Below are 16,750 nucleotides of genomic sequence, written 5' to 3'. Positions count from 1 at the left end.
AATATGTCAGGCGCGATCCGCCGGATAGGGCGTGCGGATCAGCAGCACCAGGCCTCCGGCCAGGAACAGGATCAGCGTCGACATGCCGAGATGCGCCGATCCGGTCAAATAGGTCACAATCGAAAACAACAGCGTTGCCATGAAGCTCGTGGCGCGGCCGGACAGCGCATAGATGCCGAAATAACGGCCCGCTTCTTCGAGGCTGACGCTGCGCGCCAGATAGGAGCGCGATGAGGCCTGCACCGGGCCAAAGGCAAGACCGATCAACAGGCCATAGAGGATATAGGCTTTTTCTGCCATCGTGCCGAAAAGTCCACCGCCGTCGGCGGTCGAAAGCGGCATCAGTCCGAAGAAAGTGTAGCCGGGGCCGGTGGAAATAATGCCGATCGTGGCCAGCAACAGCATGGTGAGGCTGATGATAACAGTCACCTTCGAGCCGATCCCCCTGTCGACGCGTCCGGCAATCAGGCAGCCGAGGATTGCCACGACATTGAGAATGATCCCGTAGATGCCGATCTCGATCGTGGCCCAGCCGAACATGCCCGCCGCGAAGGCGCCGCCAAGGATCAGCAGGCCGTTGACGCCATCCTGATAGATCATGCGGGCGATAAGGAAGGTCAGGATATTGCGGCGCGTCTTCAGTTCGCCGAGCGTATTGCGCAATTCCCTGAGGCCGAAACGCACGGCAAAGCCGAAAGGCAGTCCCTTGCGGGCATCCGGTGTGAAGAAAAACATCGGCAGGATGAAGATCAGATACCAGACGGCCGAAATCGGACCGGTGACGCGCGCATCCTCGCCCGTATGAGGATCGAGACCGAAAAGCGGATCGAGGCCCAGAATGGTCTTGCCGCTTTCGGGGCTGCCGGCCAGCAGTGCCACGACGGCGATCAGCACGATCATACCGCCGAGATAACCAAGACCCCAGGCGGTGTTGGAAAGCCTGCCAACCTCATCCTTGCCGACAAGGCGCGGCATCATGGAATCGTTGAATACGATCGAAAACTCCGCCGAAATCGAGGCAAGGATCATGAAGATGACGGGATAGATAATTGGCGAGCCCGGGGCAGCAAACCAGAGGCAGCAGAGGCTGACGATCTTGATCACAGCGAAGAAGGCGATCCAGGGTTTGCGTGCGCCGGACTGGTCGGCAATGGAGCCTAGTATGGGAGACAGGATGGCGATGATGATCGAGGAGATCGTCGCCATATTGCTCCACATCGTCTGCGCGGAGACGGGATCGGCCGTCAGCCGCGAGACGAAGTAGGGGCCGAAAATGAAGGTGGTGACCACGGTGAAGAAAGGCTGGGCTGCCCAATCGAAGAGCATCCAGCCCCATATGCCCTTCTCCGTGGCTTTCGGCGGCTGCGTTCCTGTCCAGTCAATGCGATTCAAGCGTCCGCTCCTTTTTGGGGCGGACTGTCTCATCTCGCCCGGTCGCGCGCAAGGTCGGTCAGGATGCCTGCGGCAACAGTGATGCGGGCGAGGTTCGGATCGGCACCGTCGCTGAGGCTCGCAAGCTCCTCGACGATGCGGTTGATGCGGATCCTGTCCTGCGCATGCCAGGCCTGGACCGGCTGCTTTTCCTTGCCGTGATCTGAAAGTGCGGAGATCACGATATCGCGACGGGCGCTGGCGATCTGGTCGATGCTGCGGGCAAGCGCGAGGTTTTCATAGTGGTCCGACGTAATGATGCGGTTCCCCGCAGCAAGCAGCCGGCCGACACGGAAGGTCTGGGTGACGGCAAAATAGTTTTCGGCCGCACGCGGGAGCGCCTCGCCGGTCCGTTCGGCGATCTGCATGATTTCCGGCACGAGGGCGAGGGTCGGTAGAGCTGCAATTTCGGCGGCCAGTTTTTCCGGCAGGCCGGCCTGCTGGTACTCCTGCTGGCGCGCTGAGACTTCGGCTGCTGCCTGCTCGGCAAAGGCGGGTTTAAGTTTTTTCAGAGTAGCCTGCAGCCGGCTAATGATTTCCGCCATCCCGCCTCGGGTCATGCCGGTCTTCAGCAGCAGACGTGTCAGCACGGTGAAGTTATTGGTGATCTCCTCGTAAATCCGGTTCTGGACCTCGCCGGAAACCTTGTTGTCCAGGGCATCGGTTTCGGCCCATAGCCGGTTGAGATCAAAGCCGTCACGGGCGACGATCGCGGCGCGTACGACCTCAGAGGCAGAGGCCGCTGTGGCATCCATCATGCTCACCGTAAAGCCCGGCCCGCCGCGGTTGATCGCCTCATTTGCGAGGACGGTCGCGACGATTTCCCGCTTCAGCCGGTGGGTGTCGATGTCGGATGCGTTAGACTTCTGCATCTTGGCCGGGAAGTAGTTGAATAGCGTGCTGATGAAATAAGGGTCATCAGGTAACTCACTGGCGATCAGCGCGTCGAAGAGGACGATCTTGGCATAGGAGAGCAGCACGCCGATCTCGGGGCGCGTCAGTGGCCGTCCGGCCGTGTAACGTTCGGACAGCGAGGCGTCGTCGGGAAGCGTCTCGACCTTACGGTTCAGTTGGCCGGCTGCTTCCAGCACGCTCATGAAGCGGCCGAGTTCCAGGCCGTTTGCCGTTCCTTTGCGGGATGTCAGTGAGATCGCCAGGGACTGCAGGTAGTTGTTGCGCAGCACGAGGCCGGCCACTTCATCGGTCATGCTGCCGAGAAGCTGGTCGCGCTTTGCCCGGTTGAGGCGCTGTTCATGCATGGCGTTTGCCAGCGCGATCTTGATATTGACCTCGACGTCCGACGTGTTAACGCCGGCAGAGTTGTCGATAGCATCGGAATTGCTGCGTCCGCCCTTCAGGCCATAGGCAATGCGGCCCTTCTGCGTGACGCCGAGATTGGCGCCTTCGCCGATTACCTTGGCGCGCACTTCGTCGGCCGTGATGCGGATCGGATCGTTGGCGCGGTCGCCCACTTCCGCATCGGTTTCCGACGCGGCCTTCACGTAGGTGCCGATGCCGCCAAACCAGAGCAGGTCGACCGGGCTCTTCAGGATCGCCGTCATGATCTCGAAGGGCGTGGCGACCGCCTTGTCGATGCCGATTGCGGCTACGGCCTCCGGCGTCAGCGTAACCGACTTTGCCGAGCGCGAAATGATCATGGCGCCTTTCGAGAGCACGGACTTGTCGAAGTCCTGCCAGCTTGAGCGCGGTAGGTTGAACAAGCGCTGGCGCTCTGCGAGCGTCTTTTCCATATCAGGGTCGGGGTCGATGACGATGTCGCGATGATCGAAAGCGGCGACTAGCCGGATCTTCGGCGAGAGCAGCATGCCATTGCCGAAAACGTCACCGGACATGTCGCCGACGCCGGAAACTGTGAAAGGTGTCGTCTGGATACCGATGTCCATTTCGCGGAAATGACGCTTCACGGTTTCCCACGCGCCGCGTGCGGTGATGCCCATTTTCTTGTGATCGTAACCGGCCGAACCACCCGAAGCGAAGGCGTCGTCCAGCCAGAAGCCCGCTTCCTGAGCAAGGGCATTGGCGGTGTCGGAAAAGGTTGCCGTGCCCTTGTCGGCAGCGACGACGAAATAGGGGTCATCGCCATCGAGACGCACCGTGTTATCAGGCGGGACGATGTCGGCGCCGGAGATATTGTCAGTGATGGAAAGCAGCGTACGGATATAGGTTTTGTAGGCTTCCCTGCCTGCATTGAAGACCTCATCGCGGCTGCCGCCGATCGGCAGTTTCTTGGGATAGAAACCGCCCTTGGCACCGACAGGCACGATCACAGCATTCTTGACCTGCTGCGCCTTCACGAGGCCCAGAACTTCGGTACGATAGTCCTCGGCGCGGTCCGACCAGCGCAGGCCGCCACGGGCAACGCGGCCGAAGCGCAGATGCACGCCTTCCACTTCCACGCCATACACGAAGATTTCACGGAAAGGCTTCGGTTCCGGCAGGCCGTCGACCAGATGCGGGTCGAGCTTGAAGGCGAGCATCGCCTTCGGTGTCCCATCGGCATTGCGCTGGAAATAATTGGTGCGCAGCGTTGCATCGACGATATTGACATAGCGGCGCAGGATACGGTCGTCATCCAGGCTCGGCACGTCGGCAAGCTCGGCTTCGATTGCCTGATGCAGTTCGGCGAGCTTCTTGATACGCGCCTTTTCCGACAGCTTCGTATCGAGCGTGTCGTGGAACAGGCGGAAGATCGAAGCGGCGATAACAGGATATTTGTCGAGGGTGGTTGCGATATAATCCTGCGAATAGGCGATGCCGGCCTGGCGCAGATAGCGCGCATAGGCGCGCAGCACACTAACCTCGCGGGCCGAGAGACCGGCCGACAGGATCAGCCGGTTGAAGCTGTCATTGTCGATCGTGTCACTGAAGGCTGCGACGAAGGCTTCTTCGAGCGGTGCGCCAAAACGTGCGAGGTCAATGTCCGCACCGCTGCGAGCCTCGAGTTCCATGTCGTGCAGCACGACAATGTTGATGGCGCTGTCGGCGGCCGGAACTTCGATATCGAAGGTCCGTTCGCTCAGGACGTTGAAGCCGAGGTTTTCGAGTAGAGGCACGCGGCGCGACAGCGGCAGCTGTTCGCCGCTATGGAAGATCTTCAGCGACAGGATGCGGCCGCGTTCATCGTCCTGGCGATAGTAGAATTCGATGCGGATCGGCTCGCCGGCGGCGCATGCGGCGATGTCGGGCAGATCGCCGACCGCTTCATCCGGCGTGAAGGCTTCCTGGAAGGCGTTGCTGACGCCGAGCTTCGGCGCCTTGGGACCGGCGAGCATCTCGAAGCGGCTGTCCCAGCGCGCGGTGATCTGGCGGATCGTCTCCTCGAGCTTGGCCTGATGGATGCGTGGCGTCTTACCGCCCGAGCGGCCGATGATGAAGTGAACGCGAGCCACTCCACCTTCCGGGAAGGCCGGATAATAGGCGGAAACACGGCCGTCATAGACGGTTTTCAGATAGGCGCCGATGCGTTCGCGCACGATCGAGTCATATTCCTCGCGCGGCACGAAGATGATGACCGAGACGAAACGGTCGAAATGGTCGATGCGCGGCAGCACCCGCACGCGCGGGCGATCGGCGAGGTCATTGATCTGCTCTGCAAAGGTCGCGAGCAGCGGCGTATCGATCTGGAAGAGGTCGTCGCGCGGATAGGATTCCAGCGTATTGTCGAGCATACGGCCGGAGTGGCTCATCGGGTCGAAGCCGAAATGCTCCTTCACCTTCTCGATTTTGGACCGCAGTAGCGGGATTTCGGTGGCCGAGGACGTATAGGCTGTCGAGGTGAACAGGCCAACGATGCGGAGTTCCCCCGTTACGTTGCCCTGTGCGTCGAAGCGCTTGACGCCGACATAATCCATGTAGGCGCGGCGATGGACAATGGATTTCACGTTGGCTTTGGTGACGATCAGGAAATCGGGACCATCGAGGAAGGCGAGAATTTCCGGCGTCGTCGTCACGGCGTCCTTACCGGTGCGCAGAACAAGAACCTCGGGATTGGAGAGAATGCCGAGGCCTGTTCCCTTGTCGCGTTCGACCTTGGAATCGGGACCCTTGCCGGAATAGACGTAGTCGCGCATGCCGAGGAAGGTGAAGTTCTCGTCACGCAGCCAGGTCAGGAAGGCGATCGCCTCGTCACGGTCGGCTTTCTTGCGGCTGGCGTTGTAATTCGAAAGCTCTGAAATCACTTCATCGACGCGGGCAAGCATCGGCTTCCAGTCGGAAACGGCAAGCTCTACCTGCTCGAGTACTGCCTTGATCCGCTTGATCAGGTCGGCGGCCTGGGAGGGGCTCAGAGGCGAAATGTGAAGCTGGATGTGGCTCACCCGCTTTGCCGGGTCGCTCGGCACATCGGCGGAATAGAGTTCCGGAGCCTTGCCGTCTTCCAGGATCAGGATCGGATGAACTGCCATGTAGATGTCGCGGTAGGTGCTGGTCACCTCACCCATGACGGATTCGTAGAGGAAGGGCTTATTGTGATCCGTCACCGAAAGAATGGAGATTGCAACGCCATCGGGCGTGACATCGGCGACCGTGTCGATGCTGACGCGCGGCACCTTGCCGTTCCAGGCGCCGAGCTCGGCTGCCGAGTGTACGGAGGAAAGCGCAAGCATTTCCGGCGTGTAGAGTTCGAGGTCGTCGCCGCTGGCACGGCCGAAGAGAATTTCGGGATCGAGATGGGGTTCGCCGGTCGCGGCCGCGATTTTGCGCGCGCTCTCGATCTGCTTTTCCCGTTTTGGATTGTTTCTGGTGGCCATGGATCATCCCCCCGATTGTTTTGATGTGGGCAAGGTAGCAGAAGGTTCTTCGAAAGAATCCTTAAAAGAGCGCTTCGAAAAGTAGTTTTCGTGCTTTTTTGGCTATGCTGGCGAGAGATTTCGAAAGCTTTTAGGTCGTTTTATGCCTATCGACGGCGAAATGACTTTATCCGGCTTTTTCGTCCCGCCGCACATTTCCACGCTCCCGTGAAGAATGGTTGACAGCGCCTCGTCAAAAAGATCATCAACGGCGGTCGAAATTCGGATTCGGATGCCATGTCGGAAAACGCAGCGGGCGCAGTCATCGTCATCTCCAGCCATGTCGTGCGGGGGTCGGTTGGAAACCGTGCTGCGGTCTTTGCGCTGGAAACGCTCGGCCATCAGGTCTGGGCGCTGCCGACGATCGTGCTGCCCTGGCATCCCGGTCATGGCCGCTCGACACGGCTGACCTTCGCCGATGCCGATTTCGAGGCGGCGATTGACGATCTCATCCGCGCGCCATGGATCGGCGAGGTCAAGGCCGTCTTGTCGGGCTACTTCGGCAACGCCGCCCAGGCCCGCTCCGTCGCGAAACTCGTTGCATCCTTGCGCGAGAAGAATCCGGAGCTGCTCTATGTCTGCGATCCGGTCATGGGTGATCTCGGCGGCCTCTACGTCCCGGAAGCGACAGCCGAGGCGATCCGTGACCATCTGATACCGCTTGCCTCGCTCGCAACGCCGAACCGGTACGAACTTGCCTGGCTTTCAGGGGCGGCACTCGATGACAACAACGCGGTCATGGAGGCCGCTCTTTCGCTCGGCCCCTCACGCATGCTGGTCACATCGGCGGTGCCGATGATGGCGGGGGGCACCGGCAATCTCTATCTCTCCGGAAGGCATGCCCTGCTTGCCGAACACCGTGTCGTTGAAAACCCACCAAATGGGCTCGGCGACCTGCTTGCCGCCCTTTTTCTCTCTCGCCTGCTTTCGGGAATGGAGGATGAAAAGGCGCTGCAGCTGGCGACCGCCAGCGTGTTCGAAGTGTTGGCGCGCGCTGTCAAGCGCGGCAGCAACGAGCTGATGCTGGCAAGCGATGCCTCCAGTCTTTCGACGCCCATGGCAATGGTGCAGATGCGTCACCTGGTCCATCCTGCCCAGCGGCGGAAAAAATAGGTCTCAGGCTTTTGCAGCGCAGCAGTTGATCTTGGCTCACGCGCGCGCTAATCCAGAGACATGATGAGCTTCCCCAACTCCCTGCTGGACGGTTATCGCAACTTCATGAGCGGGCGATATGCCGATGCCCGCGACCGGTATCGGCAGCTTGCAGAAAACGGGCAGAACCCGACGACGCTCGTTATTGCCTGTTGCGACTCGCGCGCTGCTCCCGAGCTGATCTTCGACGCAGGGCCGGGCGAACTCTTCGTCATCCGCAACGTCGCCAACATGGTGCCGCCCTATGAACCGGATGGCCATTTCCATTCCACGTCGGCAGCGCTCGAATTCGCCGTGCAGGCGCTGAAGGTCAAGAATATCGTTGTCATGGGCCATGGCCGCTGCGGCGGTATCCGCGCAGCCCTCGATCCCGATGCCGAGCCTTTGTCATCCGGTGATTTCATCGGCCGCTGGATGTCGCTCGTTCGCCCTGCCGCCGAACAGATTGGCAGCAACAACGTCATGACGCCGGCCGAACGGCAGACTGCGCTGGAGCGGGTCTCCATCCGCAATTCGATCAACAATCTCAGATCTTTCCCTGATATCAAGGCGCTTGAAGAAGAGGGCAAGCTGGAGCTTCACGGCGCCTGGTTCGACATTTCGACCGGCGAGCTCTGGGTGATGGATTCTGAGACACTCGATTTTATCCGTCCCGAAATCTAGGGATAGACCGCTTTAGCAGTTTTTTAAGATATTCCACTAAGCTGCGCTTGCAGGCGGTATATGCGCGTGGATCAGTTATGAATTTCGAAGTGCTGAAATTCAAGAATATCAGAAGGGCAGTACTAGCCGCCATTCTGCTGCCCTTCGTCTTCATGATTGTCGAAGGAGTGGTGTTGATCCGCTCCTCGCTCATGCAGTACCGCGCGCTCGAAAATGACCATCTCTTTGCCGATGTTCTTGCTCGTGGAGGATCGATTGCTGCCAATGAGATCCTGGCGGAACTCGTCGCGACGCGAACCTACATCAACAATCCGGACGAGATAACCAGGGCGGCCATGATGGAAAGGCGGAGCGCGCTCGACAGCGAACGCGCGCGTTTCAACGCCAGTCTCCCGCCCGTTGAAACACTTGATCTCGGTCTGCAGTCACAGCTTTCCGATCTCCGCCTTGCTTACAGCCGTATCGTTGCGGCGCGTTCGGCGGTCGATCGAGGTTATTACGGCAAAGGCGGCAACCCCGTTCATATCTATGGTCAGGCCGGATTGAAGCAGCTTGGTCTCGTCTCGTCGCTTTCGTCGAGGATCCATGATCCCGTGTTGATGCGCAAATCCAGCGAGCTGATGAGTATCCTGCTGACCTACTACGGTGAGCGGCTGATCGGCAACCTTGGCCAGCGTTATTTCGACCAAACCGACTTTTCCGCCATGTCGCACGAGCAGCTCGTTCAAGGCGAAATGATGCTCGGTAACGGCATGGATCGCCTGCGTTTTCATTCTTCCTCGCCTGTCGTCCGGGAGATCCTTGCCTATAGGGCTCAGCCCGACGAGGTCTGGGCCGATACCTTCACAAAGGCCATGGTTTCCGGTGCGCTGCGGCCGGACAAGGCGATCCGAGACAAATGGATTGGTATCCAGAACGAGCGGCTGGATTTCCTGCGGCAGAAAATCGCCTCCGTAACCGATGATATTCATGTGACCGGACAGAAGCTATCGATGCGCTCGCACATTCACATGACGATCGTGCTTGCGTTGTCATCCGGACTGGTTCTGCTCGTTGCCCTTATTGCGGCGCTTGCGGTTCGGGGCATCCGCCTCGTCGCCCGTGTCACCGAAGAGCGTGAACTACTCATCAACGAGCTGCGCAATGCTGCCCAAACCGATCTTCTGACAGGCCTTTATAATCGCCGTGGCTTCGAGGCTGCCGCTTTAGCGCTTCTGATGCAGGCTGAATATGGATCACGTTGGATTTCGGTCGTGTTGTTCGATCTCGATCACTTCAAGAAAATCAACGACGTGTATGGTCATGATGCCGGCGATATCGTGCTGAAGCACGTAGCCGGCGTCGCGCGGGAAAGCTTCCGCTCCTTCGATCTGCTGGTGCGCCACGGTGGCGAGGAGTTCATGGCGTTGCTGCCGGATTCGACACCTGAGGATGCGGCGATCGTTGCGGAACGTGTCCGATTGGCCATCGAGGCTGCTGACATCGTGTTGCCGAGTGGCGAGCGTCTGCGGGTTACCGCAAGCTTCGGCTGTGCGGGGCGTGCAAATGCCGTGAGCAATCGCAATTTCGATGATCTGGTGAAGCGCGCCGATCTGGCGCTCTATGCCGCCAAGGCCTCGGGACGCAATTGTGTCGTTGCCGGGCCGATTGTTCCTTCGGCGGCACCGCAGGAAGAGCGGCGCAAGGCTGCCGGCGGAACCCACGATATCCGCAGTTGAAAAACGCCGCATTCGTATGCGGCGCTCGTATCATTTTCCTATTGAACGTCTCTTCAGTTGCCGTCGATCTGCTGACCGATATAGGCGATTGCCTGCTGATAGACCGTTGCGGCATTCCAGCCCTGGATGGCGACGAAGTTCGGCTCGCCCGGCTGGTAACCGGTGCCGGCACGCCAGCCGTGACCCTTAAGGAAATTGGCGGTAGAGGCCAGCGCATCAGCGCGGGAGCCAACCATATCGACGCGGCCGTCACCGTCACCGTCCGCGCCGTAGCTTACGACGTTGCGTGGCAGGAACTGCGTCTGGCCGATTTCGCCATGGGCAGCACCGCGGGCTTGCGGGCTGAGATAGCCTTCCGAAACGAGCTGCAAGGCTGCATAAAGCTGGTCGGTGAAATATTCCGAGCGACGGCAGTCATAGGCGAGGGTGGAGACTGCGGACATCGTATGCTGGTTGCCCATATAGCTGCCGAAGCCGGTTTCCATGCCCCAGATGGCGATCAGCGGACCGGCCGGAACGCCGAAGCGGCGCTCGATCGAAGCGAAGAGAGCCTGGTTGGCGGCTTTCATCGAACGGCCGCGAGAGATGACGGCCGCACCGCCGCGCTTCTTCATGAATGCGTCGAAGGACAGCTTGAAGCTCTTCTGGCCGCGGTCGGCGGCGATCGTCGGCTTGTTATAGCTGACATTGGCGAAGGCACGGCTCAGGACCGACTGGCTGACGCCATTGGCCGCTGCCGTCTGCTTGAAGTCGGCGACCCAGGCATCGAAACCGGCGCTGGTATTGCCGCATTGGGGACCCTGCGCGAACGCCGGTACCGTATGGAGGACGCCCATTGCCGCGGCGGCCGCCAAAATCAATTTTTTCATGCGCATTGAGAAACCCCGCTCTCGATCTGCATAGCTTTTAAGCCGGGCAAGAGAATGCCAGCCACCGGCGACTTTGTCACGATCACCTTTTAGCGAACGCTTATACGGCGGTATTTGCCCGAAAAAGCCCCGCTCGTCGAGCAGGGGCTTTAGCATATTATGGTTTACAAATGGTATCAGGCTGCCTGCTTGCGCGGCTTGACGAGGCCACGATTGATGAGCAGCTCGGCGATCTGGATGGCGTTGAGAGCCGCACCCTTGCGCAGGTTGTCGGAGACCACCCAGATGTTGAGGCCGTTTTCGACGGTCGCATCTTCGCGGATGCGCGAAATGAAAGTCGCATCCTCGCCGGCGGATTCGTATGGCGTGATGTAGCCGCCATCCTCGTGCTTGTCGATGACGAGGCAGCCCGGCGCATCGCGCAGGATATCGCGGGCCTGGTCAGCCGTAATCTCGTTTTCGAATTCGATGTTGACCGATTCAGAATGGCCGATGAAGACCGGAACGCGGACCGCGGTGCAGGTCACCTTGATCTTCGGATCCAGCATCTTCTTCGTTTCAGCCAGAACCTTCCACTCTTCCTTCGTGTAGCCGTCTTCCATGAAAGTGTCGATGTGCGGAATGACGTTGAAGGCGATACGCTTGGTGAATTTCTTGTTCTCGATCGGATCGGCAACGAAGACGGCGCGTGTCTGGTTGAAGAGCTCGTCCATGCCATCCTTGCCGGCGCCGGAAACCGACTGGTAAGTCGAGACGACGACACGCTTGATCTTGGCGAAGTCATGCAGCGGCTTCAGCGCAACGACGAGCTGGGCAGTCGAGCAGTTCGGGTTGGCAATGATGTTGCGCTTTGTGAAGAGCGAAATCGCATCCGGATTTACTTCCGGAACAATCAGCGGCACGTCGGCGTCGTAGCGCCAGGCCGAAGAATTATCGATGACGACGCAGCCCTGCTGGCCGATCTTCGGGGAGACGCGCTTGGAAACCTCGCCGCCGGCCGACATCAGGCAGATATCGGTGTCGGAGAAATCGTAATTCTCCAGATTGGAGACCTTCAGCGTCCGATCGCCGTAGGAAACCTCGAGGCCCTGGGAGCGGGAGGAGGCGAGTGCTACGACTTCATCGGCCGGGAAACCACGTTCGGAGAGAATGTTGAGCATTTCGCGCCCGACATTTCCGGTGGCTCCGGCAACTGCAACTTTGAAACCCATTTCTCAAGCTCTCTTTCTCTTCTCTCCTCTTGTCCGGTGAGGGGGGGGAAGCGCGATATCATCGCGGCTTCCTGTCCCCAGCCGGGCCGGGGAGAGAGCGGCAGGCCAGAGACGTCAGACGGTTTTCGTCGTCGTTTTGGCCTTGGTTTTGGAAGAAACCGGAACGGCAAAATCCAACCGGGCATTTTCTGCCAGGTTATTGCGCTCAGCGATGGCGTGCTCGTGGCGAACCATGGATATTCCTTTTCCGTCGTTGCTCATAAAAGGTTTTCCACAGGAGTCAAGGTTTTTACGTGTGGGACGAGAGTAGGAGAAGGGTGCTGCAATGCTGCGGCGTTTTGTCATCCCTCTGTCATTGCCGGGGGGTATCCCCGACCCGTTGTAATAACTGCAACGAAAAACGGGGGTTTTTCCATGCGTATGCTTCTCGCCGCTTTCGCGGCCACCACGATTCTTGCCGGTGCCGCTCAGGCAGCTTCGATCTATCCGCTTGATCGCGCTACGATTCTGGCTGGTTCACCGTTCGACTTCAAGGTCGAGCTCAGCAAGCAGGTCAAGCCGGAAGACGTGAAGATCACGGTCAACGGCCAGGATTACAAAACTGTCCTCGGGGGCGAGGCACAGTTCGTCGAGCTGGAAAAGGGTAAGGAAGACAAGGCTCTCGGTTCCGCTCTCCTGCTGCGCGGCCTGAAGATTTCCGCTCCTGGCGCCTATAAGGTCGAGATCGCCGCCGGCGACGAGACGAAGTCCGTAACCTGGAACGTCTACGACACCGCGGCCCAGCCGAAGGCAAAGAACATCATCTTCCTGCTCGGCGACGGTCTTTCCGTCGCGCATCGCACGGCTGCCCGCATCATGTCCAAGGGCATGACGGAAGGTAAAGCGAATGGCCGCCTGAACATGGACGATCTCGAGCGCATGGCGTTCATCGGTACGTCGGCGACGAATGCCGTTGCCACGGACTCGGCCAACACAATGTCGGCTTACATGACGGGCCACAAGACGGCCGTCAACGCGATTGGCGTTTATGCAGACCGTACACCTGACTCGCTCGATGATCCGCGCGTTGAAACCTTCGCAGAGGCCGTTCGCCGCATGACGAAAAAGTCTGTCGGCATCGTTGCGACGGCCGAAGTCGAAGACGCCACGCCGGCTGCCGTCGTTTCCCATACCCGCAACCGCAGCGACAAGGCCGACATCGTCGGCATGTTGCTCGAAGTCAAGCCGGAAGTCCTCCTTGGCGGCGGCTCGGCCTATTTCCTCGGCAAAGAGGTCGCCGGTTCGAAGCGCAAGGACAATCAGGATTACATCAAGCTCTTCCAGGATGCCGGCTACAAGCTCGCGACCGACAAGAACGAGCTTGCGGCCAATGCATCGGCTGAAGGCAATCTTCTTGGTCTCTTCCATACCGGCAACATGGACGTCACGCTTGATCGTGAGTTCCTGAAGAAGGGCACCGTCGAAAAGTTCCCGAACCAGCCGGGTCTCGTCGACATGACCAAGGTCGCGCTCGACCGTCTGTCCAAGAATCCGGAAGGCTTCTTCCTCATGGTTGAAGGTTCCTCGATCGACAAGATGTCCCATCCGCTCGATTGGGATCGTGCCGTCGTCGATACCATCGAATTTGACAAGGCGGTCGGTGTAGCCCGCGAATTCCAGAAGGCTCATCCGGACACGTTGATCGTCGTCACCGGTGACCACACTCACGGCGTTTCCATCATCGGTACCGTCGATGATGAGAAGCCAGGCACGGAAATGCGCGAAAAGGTCGGGACCTATGCCGAAGCCGGCTTCCCTAACTACAAGGACGAGAATGGCGACGGTTATCCCGATAAGATCGACGTCAGCCGTCGCTTGTTCCTGAGCGCCAACAACGGCCCTGACCATTACGAGACCTTCCGTCCGAAGCTCGAAGGCCCGTTCGTTCCGGCTATCCAGAACGAAAAGAAGGAATATGTCGCCAACGAACAGTACAAGGATGTTCCTGGCGCTGTCTTTGTTCAGGGCAATATTCCGAAGAGCGGCGACAGCGGTGTTCACGCCGTTGACGACGTCGTTCTGCAGTCGGCCGGTCCGGGTGCTGAAGGCTTCCATGGCTACATGGAACAGAGCGATGTCTACCGCGTGCTGGCAGACACTTTCGCTCTCGGCGCCAAGCAGACGAACTGATCCAAGTCGATCCGGCAAGGCCACTTGCTGGCCTTGCCTCTTTCATCGATCATGATCCCGGCCGCTAAGCGGCCGGGAATTTGGTTCCTGGAGATCGCCATGGAAAAATTCTCTTCGCTGCAGCTCAGCAGACGCCAGCTGATCAGTGCTGCCGTCACGCTTCCCTTCGTCGGTTCCCTTGCTCGCGCTGCCGATTCTTCGCTCACTTTCGACGAGCTCTACGGCAAGTTCGGTGTGCTGGGGCTCGAATTCTCCGACAAGGTGAAAACGCTTGCCGGCAAGGACATCAGCATGAAGGGCTTCATGGCTCCGCCGCTGAAGGCAGAGGCACAATTCTTCGTGCTGACCGAAGTGCCGATGTCGCTCTGCCCGTTCTGTTCGTCGGATGCGGATTGGCCGGACAATATCGTCGTCGTTTATCTTGGCGAGAAGCAGACCTTCGTGCAGCCGAGCCAGACGATCGAGGTGCGTGGTATGCTGGAGTATGGATCCTGGCAGGATCCCGAGACTGGTTTCGTCAGCCTGCTGCGCATCCGCCAGGCCGAATATTTCACTGTCTGAGCGTCGATGCTGGCTCTCGATATTGAACATCTCGCCGTGACCTTTCCCGGCTTATCGGCGCCTGCGCTCGCGATCGATCATTTGTCGATTGCCGCCGGCAGCCGTATCGCAGTGACGGGCGGCTCGGGCTCCGGTAAAAGTACCTTCGTCAATGTCATCACCGGACTAGAGCGGGTTCGTGAAGGCCGCATCCGCTGGAAAGGCGAGGACATCGCCGCGCTCTCCGAAAGTCGCCGTGACCGCTTCCGGGCCGCCAATATCGGATTGATCATGCAGGAATTTCACCTTTTTCCCGGCCTGTCTGCTGTCGAAAACGTGTTATTGCCTGCGCGTCTTGCGCGTGCCGCTACGTCAGTAATAGTCGAGCGCGCCCACGATCTCCTTAACATCGTCGGCCTTGAACGCGCCGGGCAGAAGATTGAGACCATGTCGCGCGGCGAAATGCAGCGTGTGGCGATTGCCCGGGCGCTCCTGCGCAAGCCCGGCGTCATCGTCGCCGACGAGCCGACCGCCAGCCTCGATGCGGAAAGCGGCGATGCCGTCGGTGATCTGCTGCTCGATCTTGCCGTGGCCGAAGGCAGCACTCTGATCGTCGTGTCGCACGATTCCCGCCTTGCCAGCCGTCTCGATCGCCGCCTTACATTCCGCTCCGGCCGTATCATCGACGATTCCGACATTAAGGGAGCGGCCGCATGATCCGCTTCATCCTCGCCGATCTGCGCCGGTTGTGGGCTGGTTCCTTCGTTGTCGTGCTGCTGGTGGCGCTTGCAACGGCGCTCGGCGTTTCCGTCATCCTGCAGGAACGTGCCTTACGTCTTGGCAGCGCCCGTGCGGCCGACAAGTTCGATCTCGTCATCGGCGCGGGCGGCAGCGAAACCCAGCTCGTGCTATCGTCGATCTTCCTGCAGCCGTCTGCGCTGCCGCTGATGTCCGGCGACGTTCTGGCCAAGCTTGCCGCCGATCCGCGCGTTGAATGGGCTGCCCCCGTCGGCTTCGGCGATTCCTTCTCGGGCTATCCGATTGTCGGCACGACGAGGGCGTTGACGGAAACGATTTCCGGCGGCTTTTCCGAAGGCCAGGTTTTCGCCAGTGAGGGCGAGGCTGTCATCGGCTCGAGCGTCGACCTTGCCGTCGGCGGCGAGATCAAGCCGATGCACGGCACGATCGAAACCGGCGGCCACACCCATACGGAGCTCGCCTATCATGTGACGGGGCGCCTGCGGCCGACAGGCACAGCCTGGGACCGCGCTATCCTCGTTCCAATCCAGGCCGTCTGGCATATCCATGGACTGGAAGCGGGCGAAGAGCATGAGCATGACCACGCCGGGGAGGCGGATCCTCATGAAGAGGCCGTACACGCGGAAGGTGCCCATGAGGATGCCGACCATCATGCGGAGCCTGATCCCCATGCCGGCCTGAACGAGAGCTGGACCGCGGAAACGCCCGGTCTTCCGGCCATCCTCATCAAGCCAAAGACGATTGCCGATGCCTACAAGCTGCGGCAGGACTATCGCAACGGCACGACGATTGCCGTCTTTCCCGGCGAGGTGCTGACCAGCCTCTATGCGACGCTCGGTGATGCCAAGCAGATTCTCGTTGCTGTTGCCTCCGGCGCGCAGGGGCTCGTCGCCGCCTCGCTGATCCTCGTGACTGTCATCCATATCGGCCAGCGTCGGCGGCAGATTGGCGCGCTACGCGCCTTCGGTGCTCCCCGCGGCGCGATCTTCGGCATTGTCTGGCTGGAATTCTATGTCCTCGTCGCCGTTGGAGTCGGGCTTGGCTTTACACTCGGCTATGGCGCAGCACTCATTCTTTCCGGCTTGTTCTCGCAAAGCAGCGGCGTCAACCTGCCCGTCGGCTTTGCACGCGAAGACGGAACGCTTGCGGTGATCCTTCTCGCCTTCGCCGCTGTTCTCGCCGCCTTGCCGGCAGTGCTCGCCTACCGGCAGTCCCCGGCCCAGGCTTTGCGAGTGTGACGATTGCAGCGTGCCTGTTCCGCCACGACAAGAGCCATGCTAGAGCAATTCCATGCACAAAAATTAGACTAAAGTCATAATCCCAAAGCATCCCTCTTTCTGGCTCGTCTTTTCTGTCAAACTCTCGTCAGGCGTGTCGCGGCTAGGGGTATGCTTTGAGGAGAGTAGGCCGCGACCGTTGCTCATCACTCT

The 16,750-nt window shown here is 59.7% G+C and carries 12 protein-coding genes; 7 read left to right on the top strand and 5 right to left on the bottom strand.

The window, feature by feature from the left end:
* Nucleotides 1–6 precede the first annotated feature (6 nt).
* Both AB8B33_RS22230 and AB8B33_RS22225 read right to left on the bottom strand, forming a co-directional pair.
* Nucleotides 7–1,425 (bottom strand): MFS transporter, encoded by a 1,419-nt coding sequence (locus AB8B33_RS22230; protein ID WP_439016904.1) that lies wholly within the window; start codon nt 1,423–1,425, stop codon nt 7–9.
* Entirely contained in the window at nt 1,422–6,200 is a 4,779-nt protein-coding gene (locus AB8B33_RS22225; protein WP_439016903.1) for an NAD-glutamate dehydrogenase, read from the bottom strand. Before AB8B33_RS22225 ends, AB8B33_RS22230 begins: the two co-directional genes overlap by 4 nt.
* Nucleotides 6,201–6,476: 276 nt before the next feature.
* Here AB8B33_RS22225 and pdxY point away from each other — a divergent pair, with 276 nt between their 5' ends.
* From pdxY to AB8B33_RS22210, 3 genes are all read left to right on the top strand, one after another.
* Nucleotides 6,477–7,352, top strand: a complete 876-nt coding sequence (gene pdxY, locus AB8B33_RS22220; RefSeq protein WP_439016902.1) for a pyridoxal kinase PdxY — start codon at nt 6,477–6,479, stop codon at nt 7,350–7,352.
* A gap of 60 nt (nt 7,353–7,412) precedes the next feature.
* Entirely contained in the window at nt 7,413–8,054 is a 642-nt protein-coding gene (locus tag AB8B33_RS22215; protein WP_037072467.1) for a carbonic anhydrase, read from the top strand.
* Nucleotides 8,055–8,146: 92 nt separating this feature from the next.
* Entirely contained in the window at nt 8,147–9,772 is a 1,626-nt protein-coding gene (locus tag AB8B33_RS22210) for a GGDEF domain-containing protein (RefSeq protein WP_439017289.1), read from the top strand.
* Nucleotides 9,773–9,825: 53 nt separating this feature from the next.
* On the opposite strand, the gene AB8B33_RS22205 is transcribed toward AB8B33_RS22210, so the two are convergent.
* The 3 genes from AB8B33_RS22205 to AB8B33_RS22195 all read right to left on the bottom strand — a co-directional run bounded on the left by AB8B33_RS22205 (nt 9,826) and on the right by AB8B33_RS22195 (nt 12,197).
* Nucleotides 9,826–10,647: a lytic murein transglycosylase gene (locus AB8B33_RS22205; RefSeq protein WP_439016901.1), complete on the bottom strand. Its 822-nt coding sequence runs from the start codon at nt 10,645–10,647 to the stop codon at nt 9,826–9,828.
* A gap of 170 nt (nt 10,648–10,817) precedes the next feature.
* Nucleotides 10,818–11,852 (bottom strand): aspartate-semialdehyde dehydrogenase, encoded by a 1,035-nt coding sequence (locus AB8B33_RS22200; RefSeq protein WP_113322194.1) that lies wholly within the window; start codon nt 11,850–11,852, stop codon nt 10,818–10,820.
* Between the two features lie 114 nt (nt 11,853–11,966).
* Nucleotides 11,967–12,197 carry a hypothetical protein gene (locus tag AB8B33_RS22195; RefSeq protein WP_439016900.1) on the bottom strand — a complete coding sequence of 77 codons (231 nt, stop codon included), beginning with the start codon at nt 12,195–12,197 and terminating at the stop codon, nt 11,967–11,969.
* 69 nt (nt 12,198–12,266) lie between these two features.
* Here AB8B33_RS22195 and AB8B33_RS22190 point away from each other — a divergent pair, with 69 nt between their 5' ends.
* The 4 genes from AB8B33_RS22190 to AB8B33_RS22175 all read left to right on the top strand — a co-directional run bounded on the left by AB8B33_RS22190 (nt 12,267) and on the right by AB8B33_RS22175 (nt 16,558).
* Complete coding sequence (locus AB8B33_RS22190) at nt 12,267–14,021, top strand: alkaline phosphatase (RefSeq protein ID WP_439016899.1); 1,755 nt, start codon at nt 12,267–12,269, stop codon at nt 14,019–14,021.
* 99 nt (nt 14,022–14,120) lie between these two features.
* Nucleotides 14,121–14,582 carry a hypothetical protein gene (locus tag AB8B33_RS22185; protein WP_113322196.1) on the top strand — a complete coding sequence of 154 codons (462 nt, stop codon included), beginning with the start codon at nt 14,121–14,123 and terminating at the stop codon, nt 14,580–14,582.
* A gap of 6 nt (nt 14,583–14,588) precedes the next feature.
* A complete protein-coding gene (locus AB8B33_RS22180; protein WP_439016898.1) occupies nt 14,589–15,278 on the top strand; it encodes an ABC transporter ATP-binding protein in 690 nt (229 codons plus the stop codon).
* Nucleotides 15,275–16,558 carry an FtsX-like permease family protein gene (locus AB8B33_RS22175; RefSeq protein ID WP_439016897.1) on the top strand — a complete coding sequence of 428 codons (1,284 nt, stop codon included), beginning with the start codon at nt 15,275–15,277 and terminating at the stop codon, nt 16,556–16,558. The genes AB8B33_RS22180 and AB8B33_RS22175 overlap by 4 nt, the downstream gene beginning before the upstream one ends.
* Nucleotides 16,559–16,750: the final 192 nt, after the last annotated feature.

Source organism: Rhizobium sp. 768_B6_N1_8, from assembly GCF_051811225.1.
Classification (GTDB): Bacteria; Pseudomonadota; Alphaproteobacteria; order Rhizobiales; family Rhizobiaceae; genus Rhizobium.
This window is presented reverse-complemented; position numbering and strand designations above follow the sequence as displayed.